The following is a 19,062-nucleotide window of genomic DNA, read 5'->3' on the forward strand; positions in this document are numbered from 1 at the left end:
GGGTCACGCGCTAGGGGTGACGCGAGTAGTGGTGCTGATCACACGATCCATGGCGTCCCCACCCTTCTCGTCGTAGAGATTTGCCAGCAGCTTCAACACGAAACGCATCAACGTCCGTCGCGGCAGGCCGTGCTTGGTGGCCATCCGCATGACCGTGGGATTGCCAATCAACTTGCTGAAGATATTGCCGAGCCGGAAGTAGCCGCCCAGCTCTTGCCGCACCGCCGTCGGGTACCGGCTCAGGGCCTGCTCGCGGGAGAACGCGGTCGGTCGCGCCATCGCGTGCACCGCGCACTCGGCCGCCAGCCGGGCCGACTGCATCGCGTAGGCGATGCCCTCGCCGTTGAACGGGTTGACCATGCCGCCCGCGTCGCCGACCAGCAGCAGGCCGTCGCGGTAGTGCGGGGTGCGGTTGAAGCCCATGGGCAGCGCGGCGCCGCCGATCTTGCCGGTGGCGTTGTCCTCCCGGAATCCCCACTCCTCGGGGGTTCCGTCCAGCCAGGACCGCAGCAACTGCCGGTAGTCGGTCTTGCCGTAGGCCGACGAGGTGGACAGGATGCCCAGCCCGACGTTGACCGTCCCGTCGCCCATGCCGAAGATCCAGCCGTAGCCGGGCAGCAGCGTCGGGTCGGCCGGGTTGGACTTGTCCCACAGCTCCAGGTGCGACTCCAGGAAGTCGTCCTTGGTGCGCGGGCTGGTGTAGTACCGGCGCACGGCCACGCCCATCGGCCGGTCGTCGCGCTTCTGGATGCCCACCGACAGGGCCAGCCGAGCCGACACCCCGTCGCAGGCCACGACCAGCGGAGCCCGGTAGGTCACCGGCTTGCGCTCGGGTCCGGTCTTGGCCTCCACGCCGACGACCCGGCCGGTGCGCTCGTCGGTGATGGCGCCGCTGACGCTGGTCTGCTGGAACAGGCGGGCCCCGGCGAGCTGGGCGTTGCGGGCCAGCAGGTCGTCGAAGTCGTTGCGCGGGCGGACCACGCCGTAGGGCGGGAAGTCGGACAGGCTCGGCCAGTCGAGCTCCAGGCTGACTCCGCCGCCGACGACCCGCAGGCCCTTGTTGTGCAGCCAGCCGGCTTCTTCCCTGGTGTCGATGCCCAGGTCGATGAGCTGCTTGACGCCCCGTGGCGTGATCCCGTCGCCGCAGACCTTCTCCCGCGGGAAGACGCTCTTCTCCAGCAGCAGGACGTCCAGTCCCGCCCTGGCCAGGTACGTCGCAGCCGTCGAGCCGGCCGGTCCCGCTCCGACGACGATCACATCGGCGTCATCGTCCGGTCGGCGGCGGCTGGTGGCGCTGGTCATGACACTCCTCGAACTAGTGCAGTGCTCGGTGCGAAACCCGCTTGTGAACGAGTTCACTAACTCCGAGTCTAAGCCGCTGCACCAGCGCGATCGACCCTTTCGCGTAGGCCACCTGAGTGAGGAAACCCGCCATCCGGTTCACCGCGAGCCTCGCCGCGAACCCCTCGCGACTCACAGATCCAGGGCGAGGAGGCGGGAGCTCAGGGTCTTACCGTGGGTGTCCAGGGACAGGGACGTGGTCACGCCCCCGTCGAGAGCCCGGTGGCAGGTGAACTGGAGCGCCTTGAGCAGCGGGAGCTCGCAGCGGATGACCTCGCCCCTGACCTGACCGGCCAGGTGGGCGCGGACCCGGTCGGCGGTGAGCTCCCTGCGCAGGCGGTCGTAGTCGGCGTCGTCGAGGGGGAACACCGACAGGATCGAGGTGTCGCCCTTGTCGCCCGCTCGGCAGTGCGCGATCTCATGCAGTCGCATCGTTCACCACCAGGGTCGTGACCTGCGACGTCACATCGGATCTGGGGATCAGCGCCGAGACGATGCCGATCACCTCGCGCACGTCGGTGCGCACGCCGCCACCACCGGCGGGGCCGTTGGTGTAGAGCGATTCGACCTCGTGGCAGACGATCTGCGCCGCCGTCCGGTCCTCCGCGATGGCGGCCACCCGCAGTCGGCACTCGCCGTCCGGATCGCCCATCGCCCCCAGCACGTCGGCGCGCACGCGCAGCCCGGTGCCGCGCAGCCGCTCGCTCATCACGTCCGCGGCCAGCCTCGCCCGATCGGACGCCCCCGGTCCGGCGTAGCTGATGCCGCATTCGGCGCGGTGCCCCGCGCGGTAGCCGACGCTGACCTTCAGCTCCTCCGGCCTGGCCCGCCCGCGCGCCCCGCTGATGCGCACCCGGTCGGCGCCGGTCCGCTCGGCGCGGACCTCGCGGAAGTCCAGGACCACGTCGGGCGTGCGGTAGGCGGTCGGGTCGGTGACCTCGTAGAGCAGCTGCTCGCGCACCGTCGGGACCGTCACCATCCCGCCGGTCCCGTCCGGTTTGCCGATGGTCGCGCTGCCGTCGGCGTCGACGTCGGCGAACGGGAACCCGAGCTCGGCCAGCCCGGGAACGTCCTTGACGCCCGGGTCGGCGAAGTAGCCGCCGGTCACCTGTCCCGCGCACTCCAGGACGTGCCCGACCAGCGTCGCGGCGGCGGCGCGCGGCACGTCGTCGAGGTCCCAACCCATCCGCTGCGCGATCGGTGCCACGAACAACGACGGGTCGGCGACCCGCCCGGTGATCACCACATCCGCGTCCAGCGCGGGCAGCAGCGCCTCCGCGCCGAGGTAGGCGTTGGCCGAGACGATCTCGCCGTGCTCGGCCAGCGGGACGCCGTCCTCCAGCGCGGGCGTGGCCGGGTCGAGCCGGTCCAGCACGTCGTCCCCGGTGACCACGGCGATGCGGCCGGTCAGCCCAGCGGCCGTCATGACCTGCCGCGTGACCTCGCCCGCGCGCAGCGGATGGGCGGCGCCCATGTTGGTGATCACCCGTGCTCCGTTCGGCACCGCGACCGGCAGCAACCGCTCGAACCGCGCGCGCAGCAACGGGTCGTACCCCTGGTCCGGATCGCCCAGCCTGCGTTGCTGCCCGAGTGCGATGGTGCGCTCGGCCAGGCACTCCAGCACCAGGTCGTCGACACCCGCCCGCACGAGCTCCAGCGCCGGTTCGAGGCGGTCGCCGGCGAACCCGGCTCCACTGCCGATGCGCATCTACAGCACCCCCGTGAGCAGCGCGACCGCCGTCATCACCAGCGTGGTGCCGAAGGCCCAGCCGAAGATGAACCGCTGGTGGTCGCCGATGTCGACCTTGGACATGCCGAGCAGGATGAACGTCGAGGCCGTCAGCGGGCTCAGCGGGAACCCGGTGGTCATCTGGCCGAGGATCGCGGCCCGCCCGATCGCGGCGGGATCGCCGCCGAACGCCGCGCTGGTCTCCGCCAGCACCGGCACGACCCCGTAGTAGAAGGCGTCGGGGGTGAAGACCAGGCTCAGCGGCATCCCGGCGATCGCCGTGACCACCGGCAGCAGCGCGCCACCGGCGTCGGGGATGACCGCGACCAGGCTCTCGGCCATCGCCTTGATCATGCCGGTGCCGGTGAGGATGCCGGTGAACACGCCGGCCGCGAAGATCACCACGACGACCAGCACCACGTTGTAGGCGTGCTTGGCGAACAGCTCCTGCTGGCCCTGCCACGACGGGCGGTTGATCAGCAGCGCGACCAGGAAGGCCACCAGGAACAGCACTTCCAGGTCGGCGAGCTGGAACAGCAGGCAGCCGACCAGGGCCAGCGTCAGCGCCGCGTTGATCCAGAACCGCGCGCGGTCCGCGCCGGTCAGCCGCACCCGCTCGCCCGCCTCGATGCTCACCACGCCGAGCCGCTTCCGCTCGGACCGGCCGATCAGGTAGGCGGCGATCAGCACCCAGCAGATGCCGGCGATCATCGCGGGCAGCACGGGCAGGAACAGCTGCGCGGAATCGAGCTTCAGCGCGGCCATCGCGCGGGCCGTCGGCCCGCCCCACGGCACTATGTTCATGACCCCGGCGCCGAGGCAGACCACGCCGGCCAGCACGATCCGGCGCATCCCCAGCCGCTGGTAGATCGGCAGCAGCGCGGAGACGGTGATCAGGAAGGTGGAGGCCCCGTCGCCGTCCAGCGCGACCAGCAGGGTCAGCAGCGCGGTGCCGACGGTGATCTTGAGCGGGTCGCCCTTGGCCCAGCGCAGGATGCGGGTGACGGCGGGGTCGAACAGCCCCGCGTCGATCATCAGGCTGAAGTACAGCACCGCGAAGGTGATCATGATGGCCACCGGCGCGACGGTGACCAGGCCATCGGCCACGAGCTCACCGAGCCCGGCGCCGTGACCGCTGAGCAGTGCCGCCGCGATCGGCACCAGGGTGAGCGCGAACAGCACCGACACCCTGCGCGAGAGCACCAGGGCGAGGAACACGCCGATCGTCAGGAATCCGCTCGCGGCCAGCATGGGCAACCTCCGAACACCGCCGTTGGGCCGGACGGGAGAACTGTGATCCACCTCGCTCATGCTGGTCAAGCACTGAAAATTGATAGATTCATGCACCATGGGCATGGATCTGACGGTGCAGCAGCTCAGACTGGTCCTCGCGGTGCACGACACCGGCGGGTTCACGACTGCCGCTGAGCAGCTGCACCTGGCGCAGTCCTCGATCAGCCGGGCGGTGCGCGACGTCGAGCGCAGGCTCGGCATCACGCTGTTCCAGCGCACCACCCGCAACCTGGTCACCACGCCGGAGGGCGCCGAGTTCTGCCTGGTCGCGCGGCGGGTGGTGGACTACTTCGACGCCGGGATCAACCACTTCCAGGGCTTCCTGGCAGGCACCCGGGGCCGCGTCCGGGTCGCGGCGCTGCCGTCGATGGCGGCGATCCTGCTGCCGCCGGTCGTCTCGGCCTACCGCGCCGAGCACCCGGACGTCGAGCTGTCGATCGAGGACGGCATGTCCGACGAGGTCCTGGCCAAGGTTCGCGCGGGCACCGTGGACCTGGGCGTCACGGTCGTCGCCGAACCGCTGCCCGACCTGGCCGTGCACCCCATCGCCACCGACCGGATGTGCGCGGTGTTCCCGCAGGAGCACCGCTTCGCCGCGCGCGAGTCGCTGACCTGGGCAGAGCTGGCGACCGAACCGCACATCGCGTTCGCACCGAACTCCAGCATCCGCCAGCACGCCGATCGCGCCTTCGCGGCCGCGGAGGCGCACCCCCGGGTGGTCCTGGAATCCGGCAACATCACCGCGGTGGCGGGGCTGGTCGCCGCGGGTCTCGGCACCGCCGTCATGCCCGGGATGGTCCTACCGCTGATCGCCTTCGCGGGCCTGCTCCACGTCCCCCTGGCAGCACCGGAGACGCATCGGCGCATCGCGGTGATCCGCACTCCTCATCACCCGCAGCCCCCGGCCACCAGGGCCTTCACCCGATCCCTCACCTGGACCCGGACCACGACCCCCGAAACCACCTGGCTCTGAAGACCTGTTCGGTGCTGCTCGTCGTGCGTGGCGGTGCGGGAAGACGCGGCGTCGCGGCGTGCTCGCCAGAAGACGTGTCAGAACCCGCGGTGGTGCGAGTTGCTCAGGTGGTGGTCACAGCTCGCGGCTACGCCGCTCGCCTCCGGTTCACCGAACAACCTCCGAGGATCAGGACGGGTTCTTGGCGTGGTGGACCGCCACCACACCGCTGGTGAGGTTCTTCCAGGTGGTGTCGGTCCAGCCGGCTTCGCCGATGAGCTCGGCGAGGGCTCGCTGGTCGGGCCAGGAGCGGATGGACTCGGCGAGGTAGACGTAGGCGTCCGGGTTGGAGGAGACCGCGCGGGCGATCGGGGGCAGCGCGCGCATCAGGTAGTTCATGTAGACGCCGCGGAAGGGCTGCCACGTCGGGGTGGAGAACTCGCACACCACCAGGCGCCCGCCGGGCCGCACCACGCGGCGCATCTCGCGCAGGCCAGCGACCGTGTCGGCGAGGTTGCGCAGGCCGAAGGAGATCGTCGCCGCGTCGAAGGCGTCGTCGGCGAACGGCAGGTGCAGGGCGTCGGCCGCCACCAGCGGCACGCCCCGGCCCTTGCCGACCGAGAGCATGCCCAGCGAGAAGTCGGCGGCGACGCAGTAGGCGCCGGAACGGGCGAACTCGACGGTCGACACGCCGCTGCCGGCGGCGAGGTCGAGGACCTTCTCGTCCTGCTGGGGCGCCAGCAGCTGCCGGGTCACCTTCCGCCAGCGCCGGTCCTGCCCGAAGGACAGCACGGTGTTGGTCAGGTCGTACCGACGCGCGACGCCGTCGAACATCGCCGCGACTTCGCGAGGGTTCTTGTCCAAGCCTGCCCGAGACACACCCGAAGCGTACGTGGCGCGCTCCGGAGCCGGTTCAGGCAGCTGCCGACTCCGCGTATCCGCTCACCGCCGCGTAGTGGTCCACCAACTGGCGGCACAGGGCCGGCCAGGTGCGACCTGCGACGGCGTTGCGGGCGTGGGCGCCGAAGCGCTCCCGCAGCGCGGGATCGCGCAGGTCGGCGATGGCGCTGCGCAGGGCCGCGGCGTGCTCGGCGTCGTCGTGCGCGGGCAGCAGGTATCCGGTTCGCCCGACCTCGACCAGGTCGCGGGGACCGCCCGCGTCCGGGGCGACGACCGCGACGCCGGAAGCCATCGCCTCCTGCACCGCCTGGCAGAACGTCTCGTGCGGGCCGGTGTGCACGAAGACGTCGAGGCTGGCGTAGATGCGGGCCAGCTCGTCGCCGGTGCGCTGACCGAGGAACGCGGCGTTGGGCAGTTCGGCGTTCAACCGCTCGCGCTCCGGGCCGTCGCCGACCACGACCAGCCGCACACCGGACGTGCCGTCGAGCTCGGCGAGCCGTTCGATGCGCTTCTCCGGCGCCAACCGGCCGACGTAACCCACCAGCAGTTCACCGTTCGGCGCCAGCTCGGCCCGCAGCTGCTCGTCGCGCTTGCGCGGCGTGAACCGCTCGGTGTCGACTCCGCGACCCCACCGGTGCACACGCGGAACGCCGTGCTCGCGCAGCGTCTCCACCGCCCACGTCGAGGGGGCCAGCGTGCGGTCGGCGTGGCAGTGCAGGCGGCGGATCCACTTCCACGCCGCCTTCGCGGTCAGCCCGAGCCCGTAGGACTCGGCGAAACCCGCCACGTCGGTCTGGTAGACGGCGACCGTCGGGATGCCCAGCCGACGCGCGGCGTTCATCCCGCGCGCCCCCACGACGAACGGCGAGGCCAGATGCACCACGTCGGGCGCGAACTCCTGGAGCCCGCGCAGCACGCGGCGGCTCGGGAACCCGATGGGCAGCGACGACACCATCGGCAGGTCCACCGCGGGCAGCCTGATGACGGGGAAGCCCGCGTACTCGTCCGGACCCGGTCCGGGCGCGATGACCAGGGCCTGGTCGCCTCGACGACGCAAGTGCTCCAGCACCCGCAACACCGAGTTCGTCACTCCGTTGATCTGCGGTAGGAAGCTCTCGGTCACGATCGCGATGCGCACGGACAACACGGTCGCCGCCTGTTCCGGCGAGCAGCCGAAGGCAACGTGACGCGATCCCCAACGACAACCGAAGAGCACCCCAACTCGCCCATCGGCCCGCAAACGTGGCCTGCGCCTCCACGGCCGGTCACCTAGACGTTGCTGAGCGGTCACTCGCCGCGCGGAGGCTGGGGACGCATGACGGCCCTGCCTACTCCACCCGCCCAGATCGAACCGGCCCTGGTGTCGCGGGCGTTCGAGGTCGCCGGTCGGCTGGCCAACGACGCCGCTGACGTCATCATCGCGACCGCGGGCAGAGGGGCGCGGCCCGAGCCCAGCGAGTCGCCGTTCGACTGGGTCACCGACACCGGCCGCACCCTCGAACGGCACACCCGCCGCATCCTCGCCGACGAGTTCCCCGGCACACCCGTGTTCGGCGAGGAGTTCGGGGACGAACCGAGCGTTCCGCCGCAGCAGGGCGCCTCGGAGTTCCGCTGGTCGGTCGACCCGGTGGACGGCACCGCCAACTACGTGGCCGGGCTGCCCTGGTGCGCCTACAGCCTGGCGATGCTCGACGGCTACGGGCCCGTGGTCGGCGTGGTCGCCGACCCCTACCGGACCCAGATCTACGCGGCCGCGCGCGGCCGGGGCATGCGGGCCAACGGCACTCCGGTCCGGTTGCCGGACCGCTCCGAGATCCGCGGCGGCATCGTGTGCACCGAGCTGACCAAGAACGGGCCGTGGCCGGGCATGAACCGGTTCATCACCAACGCGGCCAGCGCGCAGGTCGGCGTGCGTTTACTGGGTTCACCGGCGCTGGCCATCACCCAGGTCGCCCTCGGCCACACCGTCGCCGCCGTGCTCGACGACTACGAGGAGTGGGACGTCGCCGGTGCGCTCGCGCTGGCCACCGAGGCCGGCGCCACGGTCTTAGACCGGCGCGGCGAGCCCAACCCGCTGCCGCGCGACGGGCTGCTCGTCGCCGCGCCCGGTGCGGCCGTCGAGGTCCACGAGTGGTGGGCGCAGGCGGCCGAGGTGCCGGCTAGCTAACCGGCTCGGGCAGGACCGCCGAGATCGGGCGCAGCAGCGGGAACCGCCCGCGCAGCTCGCCCACCCGCTCGGGGTCGGGGTCCTCGACGAGTTCGAGCACCTCGCGGGTGACCGCGCCGAAGCGCTTCTCGACCTCCGCCAGCTCGCCGCGCACCCGGCCCGCTATCTCGACGTCGCGGGAGGTCGCCCCCAGCCCCCGGCCGAGTTCGGCGAGCACGCGCAGGTTGGGCAGCTCAGCGTCCATCCGCCGCACGACCGTCAGCAACCGGTTGCGGGCCTGCTGCGAGGACATCGCCTCGACCGCCCGGCTCGCCCGCAGCACCATCTGCTCGCAGTGCTGCACGAACGGCCCCCAGCCGTCCGGCTCCCGCTGCGGCAGCGGCTCCGGTGCTGGTTCAGGTTCTGCCGCGACCTGCTCGGCGGGACGTCTGCGCACCACGAGCACCACGCCCGCACCGGCACATCCCGCCATCAACGCCATGAGCACCTGCAACCAGATCTCGTCCATCCGCGTTGCGCCCTTCCACTAGTCCCCGACCGAGGAACGCGGAAGACCCCCAGGCCACTGCTTCCGCCGCTCCGATACCCCCTCGATCACTGTGCGCCCGGCCGGTGCTCATCGGCGTGCGGGGAACTACTCATATTCCATTGCATTTCTGAAACTTCGCTCGTCCCGCGGCTTCTGCGGGGCTCGACCGCTGGCCAAGCCCGCCCTGACCAGGTACTGCATGTCGGCCAGCAGGAACTCCATGGATTCGGTGTGCGCGCCGTCGCGCCCACCCGGCCGGACGAACTCGCCGAACTCGGTGGTGGCCGGGCGCTGGAGGCGGGCGATGGAGAACACCTCGTCGAGCCCCTGTCCCACCTGAACGCGCAGGTCGGAGGGGTCCACGCCGCAGCCGACGTCGGCCAGCCGCGTTTCGACCGGGTGCGCGGTGAACAGCTCCGCGGCAAGCGGCCACACGCGCTGCAGCCCGTTGCTCATCAGCTGCGAGCTCCCGGGGCCGTGATCGCCCAGCTTGATCACCCACTGCGCGGCGTGGTTGCGGTGTTCGGCGAGCCGGTGCAGCGACCTCGCCGCCAACGTGCCCAACACCGCGTCCCGGCAGGTGACGAGCTCCTCGAAGAGCGCGAGGCGCCAGGTGGTGTACAGCAGCAGGCGGGCCACCGTGGTCGGGAAGTCACCGCCAGGCCCCGGACCGCAGTCGATCTCCGCCAACCGCACGTTCCGGTACTCGGCCGGTTCCCGCTGGTAGGCGAGCAGGTCCTCGTCCTCCTCGCCGCGCACCTCGACGGCCCTGCCGAACAGGACCCGCGCCTGCCCGAGCAGGTCGTGCGCGATCTCCCCGAGCGCTGCGGACTCCTCCAGACCGGCGCGCATGCCCCACTCGGTCAGCCGGTGGGCGAGCACCAGAGCGTCGTCGCCGAGCATCGTGCAGTACAGGCCCAGATCGGCGGGATCCACCTCCTCGGGCACCGACCGGTCGACGGTGGACAGCACAGGAGCACCGAGCACCCACTGCTGCTGAACCTGCGGCCAGTCGGACAACGCTCTAGGAGTGTTCATGGGCAATGACCTCGCAGACGCGGGGTCGGCCCTTCGGATCGTGACCACCGACCCCCTTTCGGCGGATACCCAGTTTGGTGCCGGCCGAAAGGCCCTGGAAGGGTCCTCAGTCCCGGTCAGATCTCCTGAGCAGCCAATACGTCGGCAGCAGCACCGCCCACAGGACCGCCAGCGCGCTGAGCACCGGCAGCAGCGAGATCACCGCGGTGCGACCCGCGACGCGGACCAGGTCGGGGTTGCGGGAGTCGTACTCGACTCGCACCAGCTGCCCCGCCTGCAGGTCGGTCGGGTAGAGCACTCCGTTCGGCGGGATGTAGACCCGCCCGTCCTCGGTGTTGAACCGCACCACCGTCCGGGTCAGCGAGGTGTCCACGACTTCGGCCACCGCCTGGCCTCGGGATTCCACGATCGTGCGGTCGTTGATGAAGCAGGCGCCGATGATCGAGAAGCCCATGACCGACAGCAACAACCCGGTGATCAGCACACCTCGTGCCACTCGGCGGCGGACACGCCCAGGCGAGGGCTGTGCCACCGACTGATCACCGTCCGTGTCTGATCCGGTCACCGAGTCGGCCGCGTCCTGGGCCACCGCGTCGCCTGCCACGGTGACCGATTGTAGGGGCCGGGGGTCGTGTTCAGGGCCACGCGGCCGGTCAGCCCACCCGGATCCGCACTCCGAATACGCTCCAAGCGTGGCGACTACATCCAGGCGGCTGACGGCGCGCACCCGCAGACTCGATCCTGCCGACCCACGGCACGACCGCCCGCTGCTGGACCTGCTCCCCGGCGGCGAGTCGCTGAGCTGGGTCCGCGAGGGCCAGGGCCTGGTCGGATGGGGCTGCGCAGCACGGCTGGACACCTCCGGGGCAGATCGCTTCACCGACGCCGACGCGTGGTGGCGCCAGCTGTGCGGGCACATCGACGTCGACGACGCGGTGGGGCTGCCCGGCTGCGGACCCGTGGCCTTCACCAGCCTGGCCTTCGCCGACCGCCCCGGCGACTCGGTCCTGGTGCTGCCCGAGGTGATCATCGGGGAACGGGACGGCGTCCGCTGGATCACCACCATCGGCGACGCGCCCGAACCGGAACCCGAGCCGGTGCGCCAGCCCGGCACGGTCTCCTACAGCGACGGCCGGCTGTCCTCCACCGCATACCGGCAGGCGGTGACCGAGGCGGTCCGGCTGATGCGGGAATCCGGTCATGAGCTCCGCAAGGTGGTGCTCGCGCACGACCTCGTCGCCAACACCTCCGAGCCCCTCGACGAGCGCTTCCTGCTGCACAACCTGGCCGCGCGCTACGCGAACTGCTGGACCTTCGCGGTCGACGGCCTGGTCGGCGCCACCCCTGAGCTGCTGCTGGAGCGGCGCGGCTACGAGGTCCGCTCCCGAGTGCTGGCGGGCACGGCCTGGCCGCACCCCGGCCGCACCGACGACGAGATCGCCGCCGAACTGCTCGACTCGGCCAAGAACCGCAGCGAGCACGCCTACGCCGCCGAGTCGCTGGCCGAGAAGCTGCGCCCGTTCTGCAGCGAGCTGTCGGTCCCGACGTCGCCGTCGGTGCTGCGGCTGCGCAACGTGCTGCACCTGGCCACCGACGTCGAAGGCAAGCTGGCCGACACACCCGACGGGTCGGGGCTACTGCACCTCGCCGAAGCCGTGCACCCCACGGCGGCGGTCGGTGGCACCCCGACGGAGGACGCCGTGCCGCTGATCTCCGAGCTCGAAGGCATGGACCGCGGCCGCTACGCGGGTCCGGTCGGCTGGATCGACGGCGCGGGCAACGGCGAGCTCGGCATCGCGCTGCGCTGCGGGCAGATCGAACAGCAGAGCACCGCCGGAGCGGGCTCCGGCGGTGCTCGTGGCGGCCGGGTCCGGCTGTTCGCCGGAGGCGGGATCGTGCCCGACTCCGAACCGGACCTGGAGGTGGCCGAGGTGGAAGCGAAGCTCCTCCCGGTGCGCGAAGCCCTGGAAGGAGTCCGCTGACCGGCTAGGAGTTGTTCAGGAAGGCGGCGGAAGGCGCTGTTTCAGGTGTGGGACTCAGCCCGCACCGCCGTGCCGTCCCCTTCAGGGGATTTCTCAGCGGTTCTCCGGGGAGGACAGCCGTAGCGCCGTGTATTGGACATGCACAAGTCTCGGATCCCGGAGCCAGAGGACCGCTGAGGTTCCGCCACTCGCACCGCCAAGCGAAGCAAATTCCTGAACAGCTCTCAGTGGCCGTGGAGGTGTTCGTGTGCGCGGTCGATCTCGGCGACCGCCGGCGGCTCGGGCACGTTCTCGCGGGCCGCGCTGGCCGCGACTCCGGCCGCCGGGTTCACCGCGGGCTTGCCCTTGGTGAACAGCCAGGTGTTGAACACCTCGTCGAGCTGCGTGCCGGACTTCTGCTCCGCCAACTCGATGAACTGCTCGATGGTGCCGGTCGAGAAGCGGTGCTCCGCCGCCCAGGTGCGGGTGATGTCCAGCATCGCCTCGTCACCGACGACGCTGCGCAGCGCGTGCAGCGTCATCGCGCCCCGGTCGTAGACGGCGTCGTGGAAGACGTTCTCGGCACCCGGGTCTCCCGGCAGGACCTGCCAGAACGGGTCGTCCGCCGGGTGGGAGTTGTAGTAGTGGTCGAACAGCTCCTGCGCGGTGCCGGTGCCGTGCGCCTCCGACCACAGCCACTCCGAGTAGGACGCGAAACCCTCGTTGATCCAGATGTCGCGCCAGGTGTCCACCGACACCGAGTCGCCGAACCACTGGTGGGCGTTCTCGTGCACGACCACCGACACGTTCGCCGCGCTCTGGAAGAACTTGTGGCTGTAGGTCGGGCGGGTCTGGTTCTCCAGGGCGAAGTTCAAGCCCTCGGACGGGACGACGCCGCCCTGGGCGGAGAACGGGTACTCGCCGAACAGCTGGGTCAGGAAGTCCACGACCTCCGGGGTGCGCTCGATGCTGGCCTTGGCCGGTCCGGTCAGCGGGCCGAGCTTGTCGGAGTAGGCGGTGACGAACGGCTGGCCGAACGCACCGGTCTTGCTGCTGATCTCGTACTGGCCGATGGTCATGAACGCCAGGTAGGTGGCGGTCGGCTCGGTGTTGCGCCAGTTCCAGGTGGTCCACCCGGCAAGGCTGCTGTTGCGGGTGTTCACCCCGTTGGAGATGGCCTCGGTGCCGTCGGGCACGGTGACCGCCACGTCGTAGGTGGCCTTGTCCCTCGGGTGGTCGTTGCCGGGGAACCACCAGGAGGAGATCTCCGGCTGGCCGATCGCCAACGCCCCGTCGGAGGTGCGCACCCACGGGTTGAAGCCGTCGACGTCCGCGGTCGAGGGCGTGCCCTCGTACTCCACGACGAAGGTCGCCATCTCGCCCTTCGGCAGGGTCGCCGGCGGGGTCACGGTGAGCTCCAGCCCGTTCTGGGCGAACTGCGCCGGCATGCCGTTGACCCGCACCGACTTCGCGGTGAGGGCGAAGTCCAGGTTGAACGCCGTCAGGTCCTGCGTGGCGGTCGCGACGATCGTCGCGGTGCCCTGCAGGTGGTCGTCGGCCGGTTGGTAGCGAAGCTGCAGGTCGTAGTGGGAGACGTCGTAGCCGCCGTTGCCGTAACCGGGGAAGTAGGCGTCGCCCGCTCCCGGCGCGCCCGGCCCTTCGCTCCCCGCCAACGCCGGCGCGGCGAACACCGCGCTCGCGCAGCAGGCCGCGATCACCGCGCGCAGGCCCTGTCGTCGAATCACCCTGCCACCTCCTCGAACTTCTCGGTCCGATCAGGAGACTAGGCAAACACGTTCACACCGGGTGCGCTTTTCGCGCCGAGTTTTTCCCATCACCAGGCGGAAAAACGCGAATACACACCAACGGGCTAACGCACCCGACCGGCCACAGTGGCCGGACGCACCCGGCCCCACCTGCAGCTGAAACAGGGCGTTCACGGTCCCGAGACGCACATTCGGTTTCCGCCGCAACGGTTTTCGCGCAGGCGCACTCAGCCGAGCAGGGCGGAGCGGACGGCGGCATGGAGCCGCTGGTGCACCGCGCGCAGCTCGTCCCGGTTCGCGCGCACCTCGACGACGCGCAGGCCGCGTTTCGCCCGCAGCGCCTCGCGGAGTTCGGCGTGGCCCGGCACCTGGACGTGTTCGACCCCGTGCGCCGCGCACAGCCGGCCCAGGTCCGTGCCGTGCGGCGTGCCGAAGACGCGGTCGAAGGAGTCGCTGTGCTCCGGACCGCCCTGTTCCAGCAGGCTGAAGATGCCTCCGCCGTCGTCGTTGAACACCACGATCGTCAGGTCCGGGCGCTGCTCGTACGGGCCGAGCACCAGACCGTTGCTGTCGTGCAGGAACGTCAGGTCGCCCAGCAGCGCGTACGTCGGGCCGCCGTGCCCGGTGGCCGCGCCGAGCGCCGTGGACACGGTCCCGTCGATGCCTGCCGCACCGCGGTTGCGGTGCACCAGCACGTCGGGCCGCTGCCGCGCGGCGAGCGCGACGTCCCGGCTCGGGTTCGACGACCCGAGCACCAGCAGCGAGTTCTCCGGCAGGGCGTCGACCACCTCGCGGGCCACCGCCGGGCCGTTCGGCCACCGCTCCAGGTCGAGGGCGGCGTGCAGCGCGGCAGAGGCCTTCTGGTCGGCCTGCTGCCAGGCCGTCAGCCACTGCGGGTCAACGTGTCCGGGGCCTTCGGAGTCGGCCCCGAAGGTCTCGGCGACCTCCCGCACGTTGTGCGCGGGCGCGGGCCAGCCGATCCCGCCGTGCGCGAGCAGCACCTCCATCCCGGAATCGGCGAGCAGCTGCTGGACCTGGCGGAACACCGTCGGGCGTCCCACGCACAGCACCTGCTCGGGCCGATGCTCGCGAATGAACTCGGGCAGGTTGAGCAGCCACATCCCGGTGCTGATCGCAGCCGGTCCGGACACCCCGACGCCGCCGACCTCCGACAGCACGGGCCAGCCGACGCGCTCGCCCCAGGCGCTCGCCTCCTCGGCACCCCAGTCACCCACCAGCACCAGTCCACGACCGGAGCTCAACCGCCCCAGCGAGCTCGGCGACGATCCGCCGTCGGCGACCTCGGTCCACCGCTCACCGCCCGGTCGTCCCTCCAGCGGCTCGAACCACTCGGTGTCGCCGTCGGGCACCAGGGGCTCGCGGAACGGGAGGTTGAGGTGCACCGGCCCGCCGCGCATGCCGCACGCCGCAGCTGCCCAGGCGCGGCACACCTGACTCCGCCAGTAGGCGTTCTGCCCGGAACGCGCCTCGGCGACGCCGAGCTCGTCGAACATCCGCACCTCGCTGCCGTACAGCCGGTGCTGGTCGATGGTCTGGTTCGCGCCCGCCGCGCGCAGTTCCGGGGGCCGGTCGGCCGTGATCACCAGCAGCGGCACTCCGGCGTGGTACGCCTCGCTGACCGCCGGGTGCAGGTTGCTCGCGGCGGTGCCGGAGGTGCAGAACACCGGAACCGGCTGCCGGGTGCGCGCGGCCAGGCCCAGGGCCAGGAAGCCGGCGCTGCGCTCGTCGATCCGCACGTGCAGCCTCAAACGCGCAGCGTGCGCGGCCCGGTGCAGAGCGTAGGCGAGAGGTGCGTTGCGCGACCCCGGGGCGAGCACCGCGTGGCGCACCCCGTTTCGGACGAGCTCGTCGACGATGACCTCAGCCTGGGCTGTGGACGGGTTCAACCGATCACCTCTGAAATCGCCTGGCGGACAACGGCGGAGGGTCCGCGGCTCCCTCCGTCGACGTCCACGCAAGCACCGGGCGGTCGCGGGGAGGACCCCGCGCCGAGCACTTGCGCCCCCTATTGTCCCAGGTGTGCAGAATCCCGTTGTCTCTGAGCTGTTCGATCCGAAGTTGTGGGAGCCCATCGAGGGCTTCGACTTCACCGACATCACCTATCACCGCTGCGTCGAGGACGGCCCCGGCAAGGGCACGGTGCGCATCGCCTTCGATCGCCCCGAGGTCCGCAACGCGTTCCGCCCGCACACCGTCGACGAGCTCTACCGCGCCCTGGACCACGCGCGGATGAGCAGCGACGTCGGCTGCGTGCTGATCACCGGGAACGGCCCGTCCGAGAAGGACGGCGGCTGGGCCTTCTGCTCCGGCGGGGACCAGCGCATCCGCGGTCGTTCCGGGTACCAGTACGCCGATGGCGAGACCGCCGAGTCCGTCGACCCGGCGCGTGCCGGTCGGCTGCACATCCTGGAGGTGCAGCGGCTGATCCGGTTCATGCCCAAGATCGTCATCGCGGTGGTCCCGGGCTGGGCCGCCGGCGGCGGGCACAGCCTGCACGTGGTGTGCGATCTCACCCTCGCCAGCGCCGAGCACGCCATGTTCAAGCAGACCGACGCCGACGTCGGCAGCTTCGACGGCGGATTCGGGTCGGCGTACCTGGCGCGCCAGGTCGGGCAGAAGTTCGCCCGGGAGATCTTCTTCCTCGGACGCCCCTACACCGCCGAGCAGGCCCACCAGATGGGCATGGTCAACGAGGTCGTCCCGCACGCCGAACTGGAGGCCACCGCGTTGCAGTGGTCCCGGGAGATCAACGGCAAGTCCCCGACGGCGCAGCGCATGCTCAAGTACGCGTTCAACGCCATCGACGACGGGCTCGTCGGTCAGCAGCTCTTCGCCGGTGAGACCACCCGGCTCGCCTACATGACCGATGAGGCCGTCGAAGGCAGGGACGCGTTCCTGCAGAAGCGGGAACCCGACTGGTCCCCCTTCCCCTGGTACTTCTGAGACCTCCCACTCCTCTTCGGGCAGCACTCCGGACAGGAACAGCCCCGGCGGCCGTTCCTCCTCCGGCGTCTCCCGCACGGGTCCGGCCGGGCCGGTGTCAGCACCGGCCCGCGGCCGGCCCTGCGGCGAACCCGACGACTGCTGCGGATGCGGCGGAGCCCCGGCGAAGACCGGGACGACCAGCACGAACACGAGAAACATCGCCTCCTCCTTCCGCTCACACCAAGAACATCGACCGACCCTTTCGAACACTTGATCGCTCGAACAGGTGAGCTAGTGGCGAACCTCTCGGGACACCGCCGGAGTCGGCACCGGTTCCGGTACCGAGAATGGGGCTCATGCCGAAGCCCCGGGACCTCCAGCCGCTCCCAGTCCCCTCGGGAACCGGCGCGCTGGACGTGCTGCCCGCGCTGCGCCGCGCGCTGGACGGTGAAGGCCCCGCGCTGCTGCCGGTCGCGGCCGACGCCCCCGGGCAGGCGCAGCACCTGATCGGGCCGCTGAACCCCGGCGAGGACGCCGAGCACGATCCGACGGCCCTGGTCATCGCCACCTCCGGCTCGACCGGCACGCCCAAGGGCGTGCTGCTGCCCGCTGGCTCGCTGCGCGCCTCGGCCGAGGCCACCCACCGCAGGCTCGGCGGCCCGGGCGAGTGGCTGCTGGCGATGCCCGCGCACCACGTCGCCGGAATCCAGGTCCTGGTCCGGGCGCTGATCGCGGGCACCACCCCGCGCGCGGTCGACACCTCCGACGGCTTCCGCCCGGACGGCTTCGCCGCGGCGGCGCGCGAGATGCCGGCCTCGGACCGCCCGCGCTACACCGCCCTGGTCCCGACCCAGCTGTCCCGGCTGCTCAACGACGGCGGCGAGGGCCTGGACGCCCTCCGGTGCTTCGACGCGGTGCTGCTCGGCGGTGCCGCCACCCCGCCAGCCCTGCTGGCCCGGGCGCGGGACAGCGGCGTCCGGGTGACCACGACCTACGGCATGAGCGAGACCTCGGGCGGCTGCGTCTACGACGGCGTGCCGCTGGACATCACCGAGGTCGACGTGGACGGCGAGCTGGGGCCGATCCGGCTCGCCGGACCCATGCTGGCCAGGGGCTACCGCAACCAGCCGGACGCCGCCGCGTTCGCGGGCGGCTGGTTCCGCACGGGCGATCTCGGTCGCTTCGCCGACGGCGAGCTGGAAGTCCTCGGACGCGCCGACGACATGATCATCACGGGTGGGGAGAAGGTCGCGCCGCTGCCGGTCGAGCGGGTCCTGGCCGAGCAGCCGGGAGTCCACGAGGTCTGCGTGCTGGGCGTTCCCGACCCGGAGTGGGGGCAGGCGGTGGTGGCGGCCGTCGTGGCCGATCCCGCCGCCCGACCGGACGAGGAGACCCTGCGCTCCGCCGTTCGCGAACGCCTCGGCGCCGTGGCCACCCCGAAGCGCATCGCGCTGGTGGACGAGCTCCCGCTGCGCGGCCCCGGCAAACCGGACCGGCGCGCGCTCGCCGAGCAGCTGACCTGCTAGCCGAGGGACTTGCCGCGTGAGCGAAGATGAGGCTCATGGCGACTGTCGCGCAATGGATCGAGGGTGCCCGTCTGCGCACCTTCCCGAATGCGATCGCGCCGGTGCTGGCCGGGTCCGGCGCCGCCGCGGGAGTGGACGAGTTCGACCCGCTGATCGCGCTGCTGGCGCTGGCCGTCTCGGTCAGCCTGATCATCGGGGTGAACTTCGCCAACGACTACTCCGACGGCATCCGCGGCACCGATGACTCCCGCGTAGGCCCGTTCCGCCTCGTCGGCTCGCGTTCCGCGCGCCCGGGCGCGGTGCGCAACGCGGCCTTCGCGTGCTTCGGCGTGGCGGCGCTGGCCGGGCTCGGCGTGGTCGCGCTGAGCGGTCAGTGGTGGATGCTGGCGATCGGCGCGCTGTGCATCGCGGGCGCCTGGTTCTACACCGGCGGCAGCAAGCCCTACGGCTACGCCGGGATGGGTGAGCTCGCGGTGTTCGTGTTCTTCGGCCTGATCGCCGTGCTCGGCACGATGTTCGTGCAGGCCGGGACGATCTCGGGCTTCGGCATCGGTGCCTCCGTGGGCGTCGGCGCGCTGTCCTGCGCCGTCCTGGTGGCCAACAACCTCCGCGACATCCCCTCCGACCGGGTCACGGGCAAGCGGACCCTCGCCGTCATGCTCGGCGACCGCGACACCCGCACGCTCTACACCGCCCTGGCGCTGGTCCCGTTCGTGATCACGGTTCTGATCGGCCTGCGCAACTCCTGGGTGCTGCTGGGCTTCCTGGCACTGCCCCTGCTGCTCATCCCGCTGCGGGCGGTCGTGCGCGGAGCCACCGGCCGCTACCTGATCCCGGCGGTCCGGGACACCGGGTTCGCCATGCTGGCCTGGGGCGCCATCACGGGTCTGGCGCTGGCCTTCGGCTGACGGCGG

Annotated in this window: 17 protein-coding genes; 6 read left to right on the forward strand and 11 right to left on the reverse strand. The window is 71.3% G+C overall.

The genetic code is table 11. From position 1 onward, the window contains the following. Positions 1 to 3: 3 nt before the first annotated feature. From E1181_RS00125 to E1181_RS00140, 4 genes are all read right to left on the reverse strand, one after another. Entirely contained in the window at positions 4 to 1,302 is a 1,299-nt protein-coding gene (locus E1181_RS00125; RefSeq protein WP_132671792.1) for a geranylgeranyl reductase family protein, read from the reverse strand. Between the two features lie 171 nt (positions 1,303 to 1,473). Next, complete coding sequence (locus E1181_RS00130) at positions 1,474 to 1,773, reverse strand: AtuA-related protein (RefSeq protein ID WP_132671793.1); 300 nt, start codon at positions 1,771 to 1,773, stop codon at positions 1,474 to 1,476. Continuing rightward, complete coding sequence (locus E1181_RS00135; RefSeq protein WP_132671794.1) at positions 1,760 to 3,049, reverse strand: acyclic terpene utilization AtuA family protein; 1,290 nt, start codon at positions 3,047 to 3,049, stop codon at positions 1,760 to 1,762. Before E1181_RS00135 ends, E1181_RS00130 begins: the two co-directional genes overlap by 14 nt. After that, positions 3,050 to 4,381, reverse strand: coding sequence for a CitMHS family transporter (locus E1181_RS00140; RefSeq protein WP_328590812.1), 1,332 nt, complete (start codon positions 4,379 to 4,381; stop codon positions 3,050 to 3,052). It abuts the gene before it with no gap. A gap of 37 nt (positions 4,382 to 4,418) precedes the next feature. On the opposite strand from E1181_RS00140, the gene E1181_RS00145 reads away from it, so the two are divergent. Then, complete coding sequence (locus E1181_RS00145) at positions 4,419 to 5,336, forward strand: LysR family transcriptional regulator (RefSeq protein WP_132671795.1); 918 nt, start codon at positions 4,419 to 4,421, stop codon at positions 5,334 to 5,336. Between the two features lie 168 nt (positions 5,337 to 5,504). Here the strand turns inward: E1181_RS00145 and E1181_RS00150 are convergent, their stop codons facing one another. Both E1181_RS00150 and E1181_RS00155 read right to left on the reverse strand, forming a co-directional pair. Beyond that, positions 5,505 to 6,194: a demethylmenaquinone methyltransferase gene (locus E1181_RS00150; RefSeq protein ID WP_132671796.1), complete on the reverse strand. Its 690-nt coding sequence runs from the start codon at positions 6,192 to 6,194 to the stop codon at positions 5,505 to 5,507. Positions 6,195 to 6,228: 34 nt separating this feature from the next. After that, positions 6,229 to 7,353, reverse strand: a complete 1,125-nt coding sequence (locus tag E1181_RS00155; protein ID WP_207921941.1) for a glycosyltransferase family 4 protein — start codon at positions 7,351 to 7,353, stop codon at positions 6,229 to 6,231. Positions 7,354 to 7,530: 177 nt separating this feature from the next. Here E1181_RS00155 and E1181_RS00160 point away from each other — a divergent pair, with 177 nt between their 5' ends. Continuing rightward, a complete protein-coding gene (locus E1181_RS00160) occupies positions 7,531 to 8,382 on the forward strand; it encodes an inositol monophosphatase family protein (protein WP_132671797.1) in 852 nt (283 codons plus the stop codon). Here E1181_RS00160 and E1181_RS00165 read toward each other — a convergent pair. From E1181_RS00165 to E1181_RS00175, 3 genes are all read right to left on the reverse strand, one after another. Continuing rightward, complete coding sequence (locus E1181_RS00165) at positions 8,375 to 8,890, reverse strand: hypothetical protein (RefSeq protein WP_132671798.1); 516 nt, start codon at positions 8,888 to 8,890, stop codon at positions 8,375 to 8,377. The two genes, E1181_RS00160 and E1181_RS00165, sit on opposite strands and share 8 nt — an antisense overlap. Positions 8,891 to 9,016: 126 nt before the next feature. Then, positions 9,017 to 9,949, reverse strand: coding sequence for a 1,2-phenylacetyl-CoA epoxidase subunit PaaC (gene paaC, locus E1181_RS00170; protein ID WP_132671799.1), 933 nt, complete (start codon positions 9,947 to 9,949; stop codon positions 9,017 to 9,019). A 106-nt stretch (positions 9,950 to 10,055) separates the two neighbouring features. Then, positions 10,056 to 10,553, reverse strand: a complete 498-nt coding sequence (locus E1181_RS00175) for a DUF3592 domain-containing protein (protein ID WP_235875538.1) — start codon at positions 10,551 to 10,553, stop codon at positions 10,056 to 10,058. A gap of 88 nt (positions 10,554 to 10,641) precedes the next feature. Here E1181_RS00175 and E1181_RS00180 point away from each other — a divergent pair, with 88 nt between their 5' ends. Beyond that, the gene (locus E1181_RS00180; RefSeq protein WP_235875547.1) at positions 10,642 to 11,931 is read left to right on the forward strand and encodes an isochorismate synthase; all 1,290 of its coding nucleotides are present in this window, start codon (positions 10,642 to 10,644) and stop codon (positions 11,929 to 11,931) included. Positions 11,932 to 12,155: 224 nt separating this feature from the next. Here the strand turns inward: E1181_RS00180 and E1181_RS00185 are convergent, their stop codons facing one another. Both E1181_RS00185 and menD read right to left on the reverse strand, forming a co-directional pair. Continuing rightward, positions 12,156 to 13,655 (reverse strand): M1 family metallopeptidase, encoded by a 1,500-nt coding sequence (locus E1181_RS00185; RefSeq protein WP_132671800.1) that lies wholly within the window; start codon positions 13,653 to 13,655, stop codon positions 12,156 to 12,158. A 248-nt stretch (positions 13,656 to 13,903) separates the two neighbouring features. After that, on the reverse strand, positions 13,904 to 15,583 hold the full coding sequence (gene menD / locus E1181_RS00190; RefSeq protein WP_132671801.1) for a 2-succinyl-5-enolpyruvyl-6-hydroxy-3-cyclohexene-1-carboxylic-acid synthase: 1,680 nt from the start codon (positions 15,581 to 15,583) through the stop codon (positions 13,904 to 13,906). Positions 15,584 to 15,716: 133 nt separating this feature from the next. Between menD and E1181_RS00195 the strand changes: the two genes are divergently transcribed. From E1181_RS00195 to E1181_RS00205, 3 genes are all read left to right on the forward strand, one after another. After that, a complete protein-coding gene (locus E1181_RS00195) occupies positions 15,717 to 16,640 on the forward strand; it encodes a 1,4-dihydroxy-2-naphthoyl-CoA synthase (RefSeq protein ID WP_132671802.1) in 924 nt (307 codons plus the stop codon). A 338-nt stretch (positions 16,641 to 16,978) separates the two neighbouring features. Then, entirely contained in the window at positions 16,979 to 18,148 is a 1,170-nt protein-coding gene (menE, locus tag E1181_RS00200) for an o-succinylbenzoate--CoA ligase (protein ID WP_132671803.1), read from the forward strand. Positions 18,149 to 18,183: 35 nt separating this feature from the next. Beyond that, on the forward strand, positions 18,184 to 19,056 hold the full coding sequence (locus E1181_RS00205) for a 1,4-dihydroxy-2-naphthoate polyprenyltransferase (protein ID WP_132671804.1): 873 nt from the start codon (positions 18,184 to 18,186) through the stop codon (positions 19,054 to 19,056). The last annotated feature ends 6 nt before the right edge of the window (positions 19,057 to 19,062 follow it).

This window comes from Saccharopolyspora terrae (assembly GCF_004348435.1).
Lineage (GTDB): Bacteria > Actinomycetota > Actinomycetes > Mycobacteriales > Pseudonocardiaceae > Saccharopolyspora > Saccharopolyspora endophytica.

Excerpts from the sequence above, each read along its gene's own strand:
- E1181_RS00130 (WP_132671793.1), bottom strand. The coding sequence starts at position 1,773 with ATGCGACTGCATGAGATCGCGCACTGCCGAGCGGGCGACAAGGGCGAC.
- E1181_RS00165 (WP_132671798.1), bottom strand. The coding sequence starts at position 8,890 with ATGGACGAGATCTGGTTGCAGGTGCTCATGGCGTTGATGGCGGGATGT.
- E1181_RS00160 (WP_132671797.1), top strand. The coding sequence starts at position 7,531 with ATGACGGCCCTGCCTACTCCACCCGCCCAGATCGAACCGGCCCTGGTG.
- paaC (WP_132671799.1), bottom strand. The coding sequence starts at position 9,949 with ATGAACACTCCTAGAGCGTTGTCCGACTGGCCGCAGGTTCAGCAGCAG.
- E1181_RS00140 (WP_328590812.1), bottom strand. The coding sequence starts at position 4,381 with ATGAGCGAGGTGGATCACAGTTCTCCCGTCCGGCCCAACGGCGGTGTT.
- E1181_RS00205 (WP_132671804.1), top strand. The coding sequence starts at position 18,184 with ATGGCGACTGTCGCGCAATGGATCGAGGGTGCCCGTCTGCGCACCTTC.
- E1181_RS00135 (WP_132671794.1), bottom strand. The coding sequence starts at position 3,049 with ATGCGCATCGGCAGTGGAGCCGGGTTCGCCGGCGACCGCCTCGAACCG.
- E1181_RS00125 (WP_132671792.1), bottom strand. The coding sequence starts at position 1,302 with ATGACCAGCGCCACCAGCCGCCGCCGACCGGACGATGACGCCGATGTG.
- menE (WP_132671803.1), top strand. The coding sequence starts at position 16,979 with ATGCCGAAGCCCCGGGACCTCCAGCCGCTCCCAGTCCCCTCGGGAACC.
- E1181_RS00145 (WP_132671795.1), top strand. The coding sequence starts at position 4,419 with ATGGGCATGGATCTGACGGTGCAGCAGCTCAGACTGGTCCTCGCGGTG.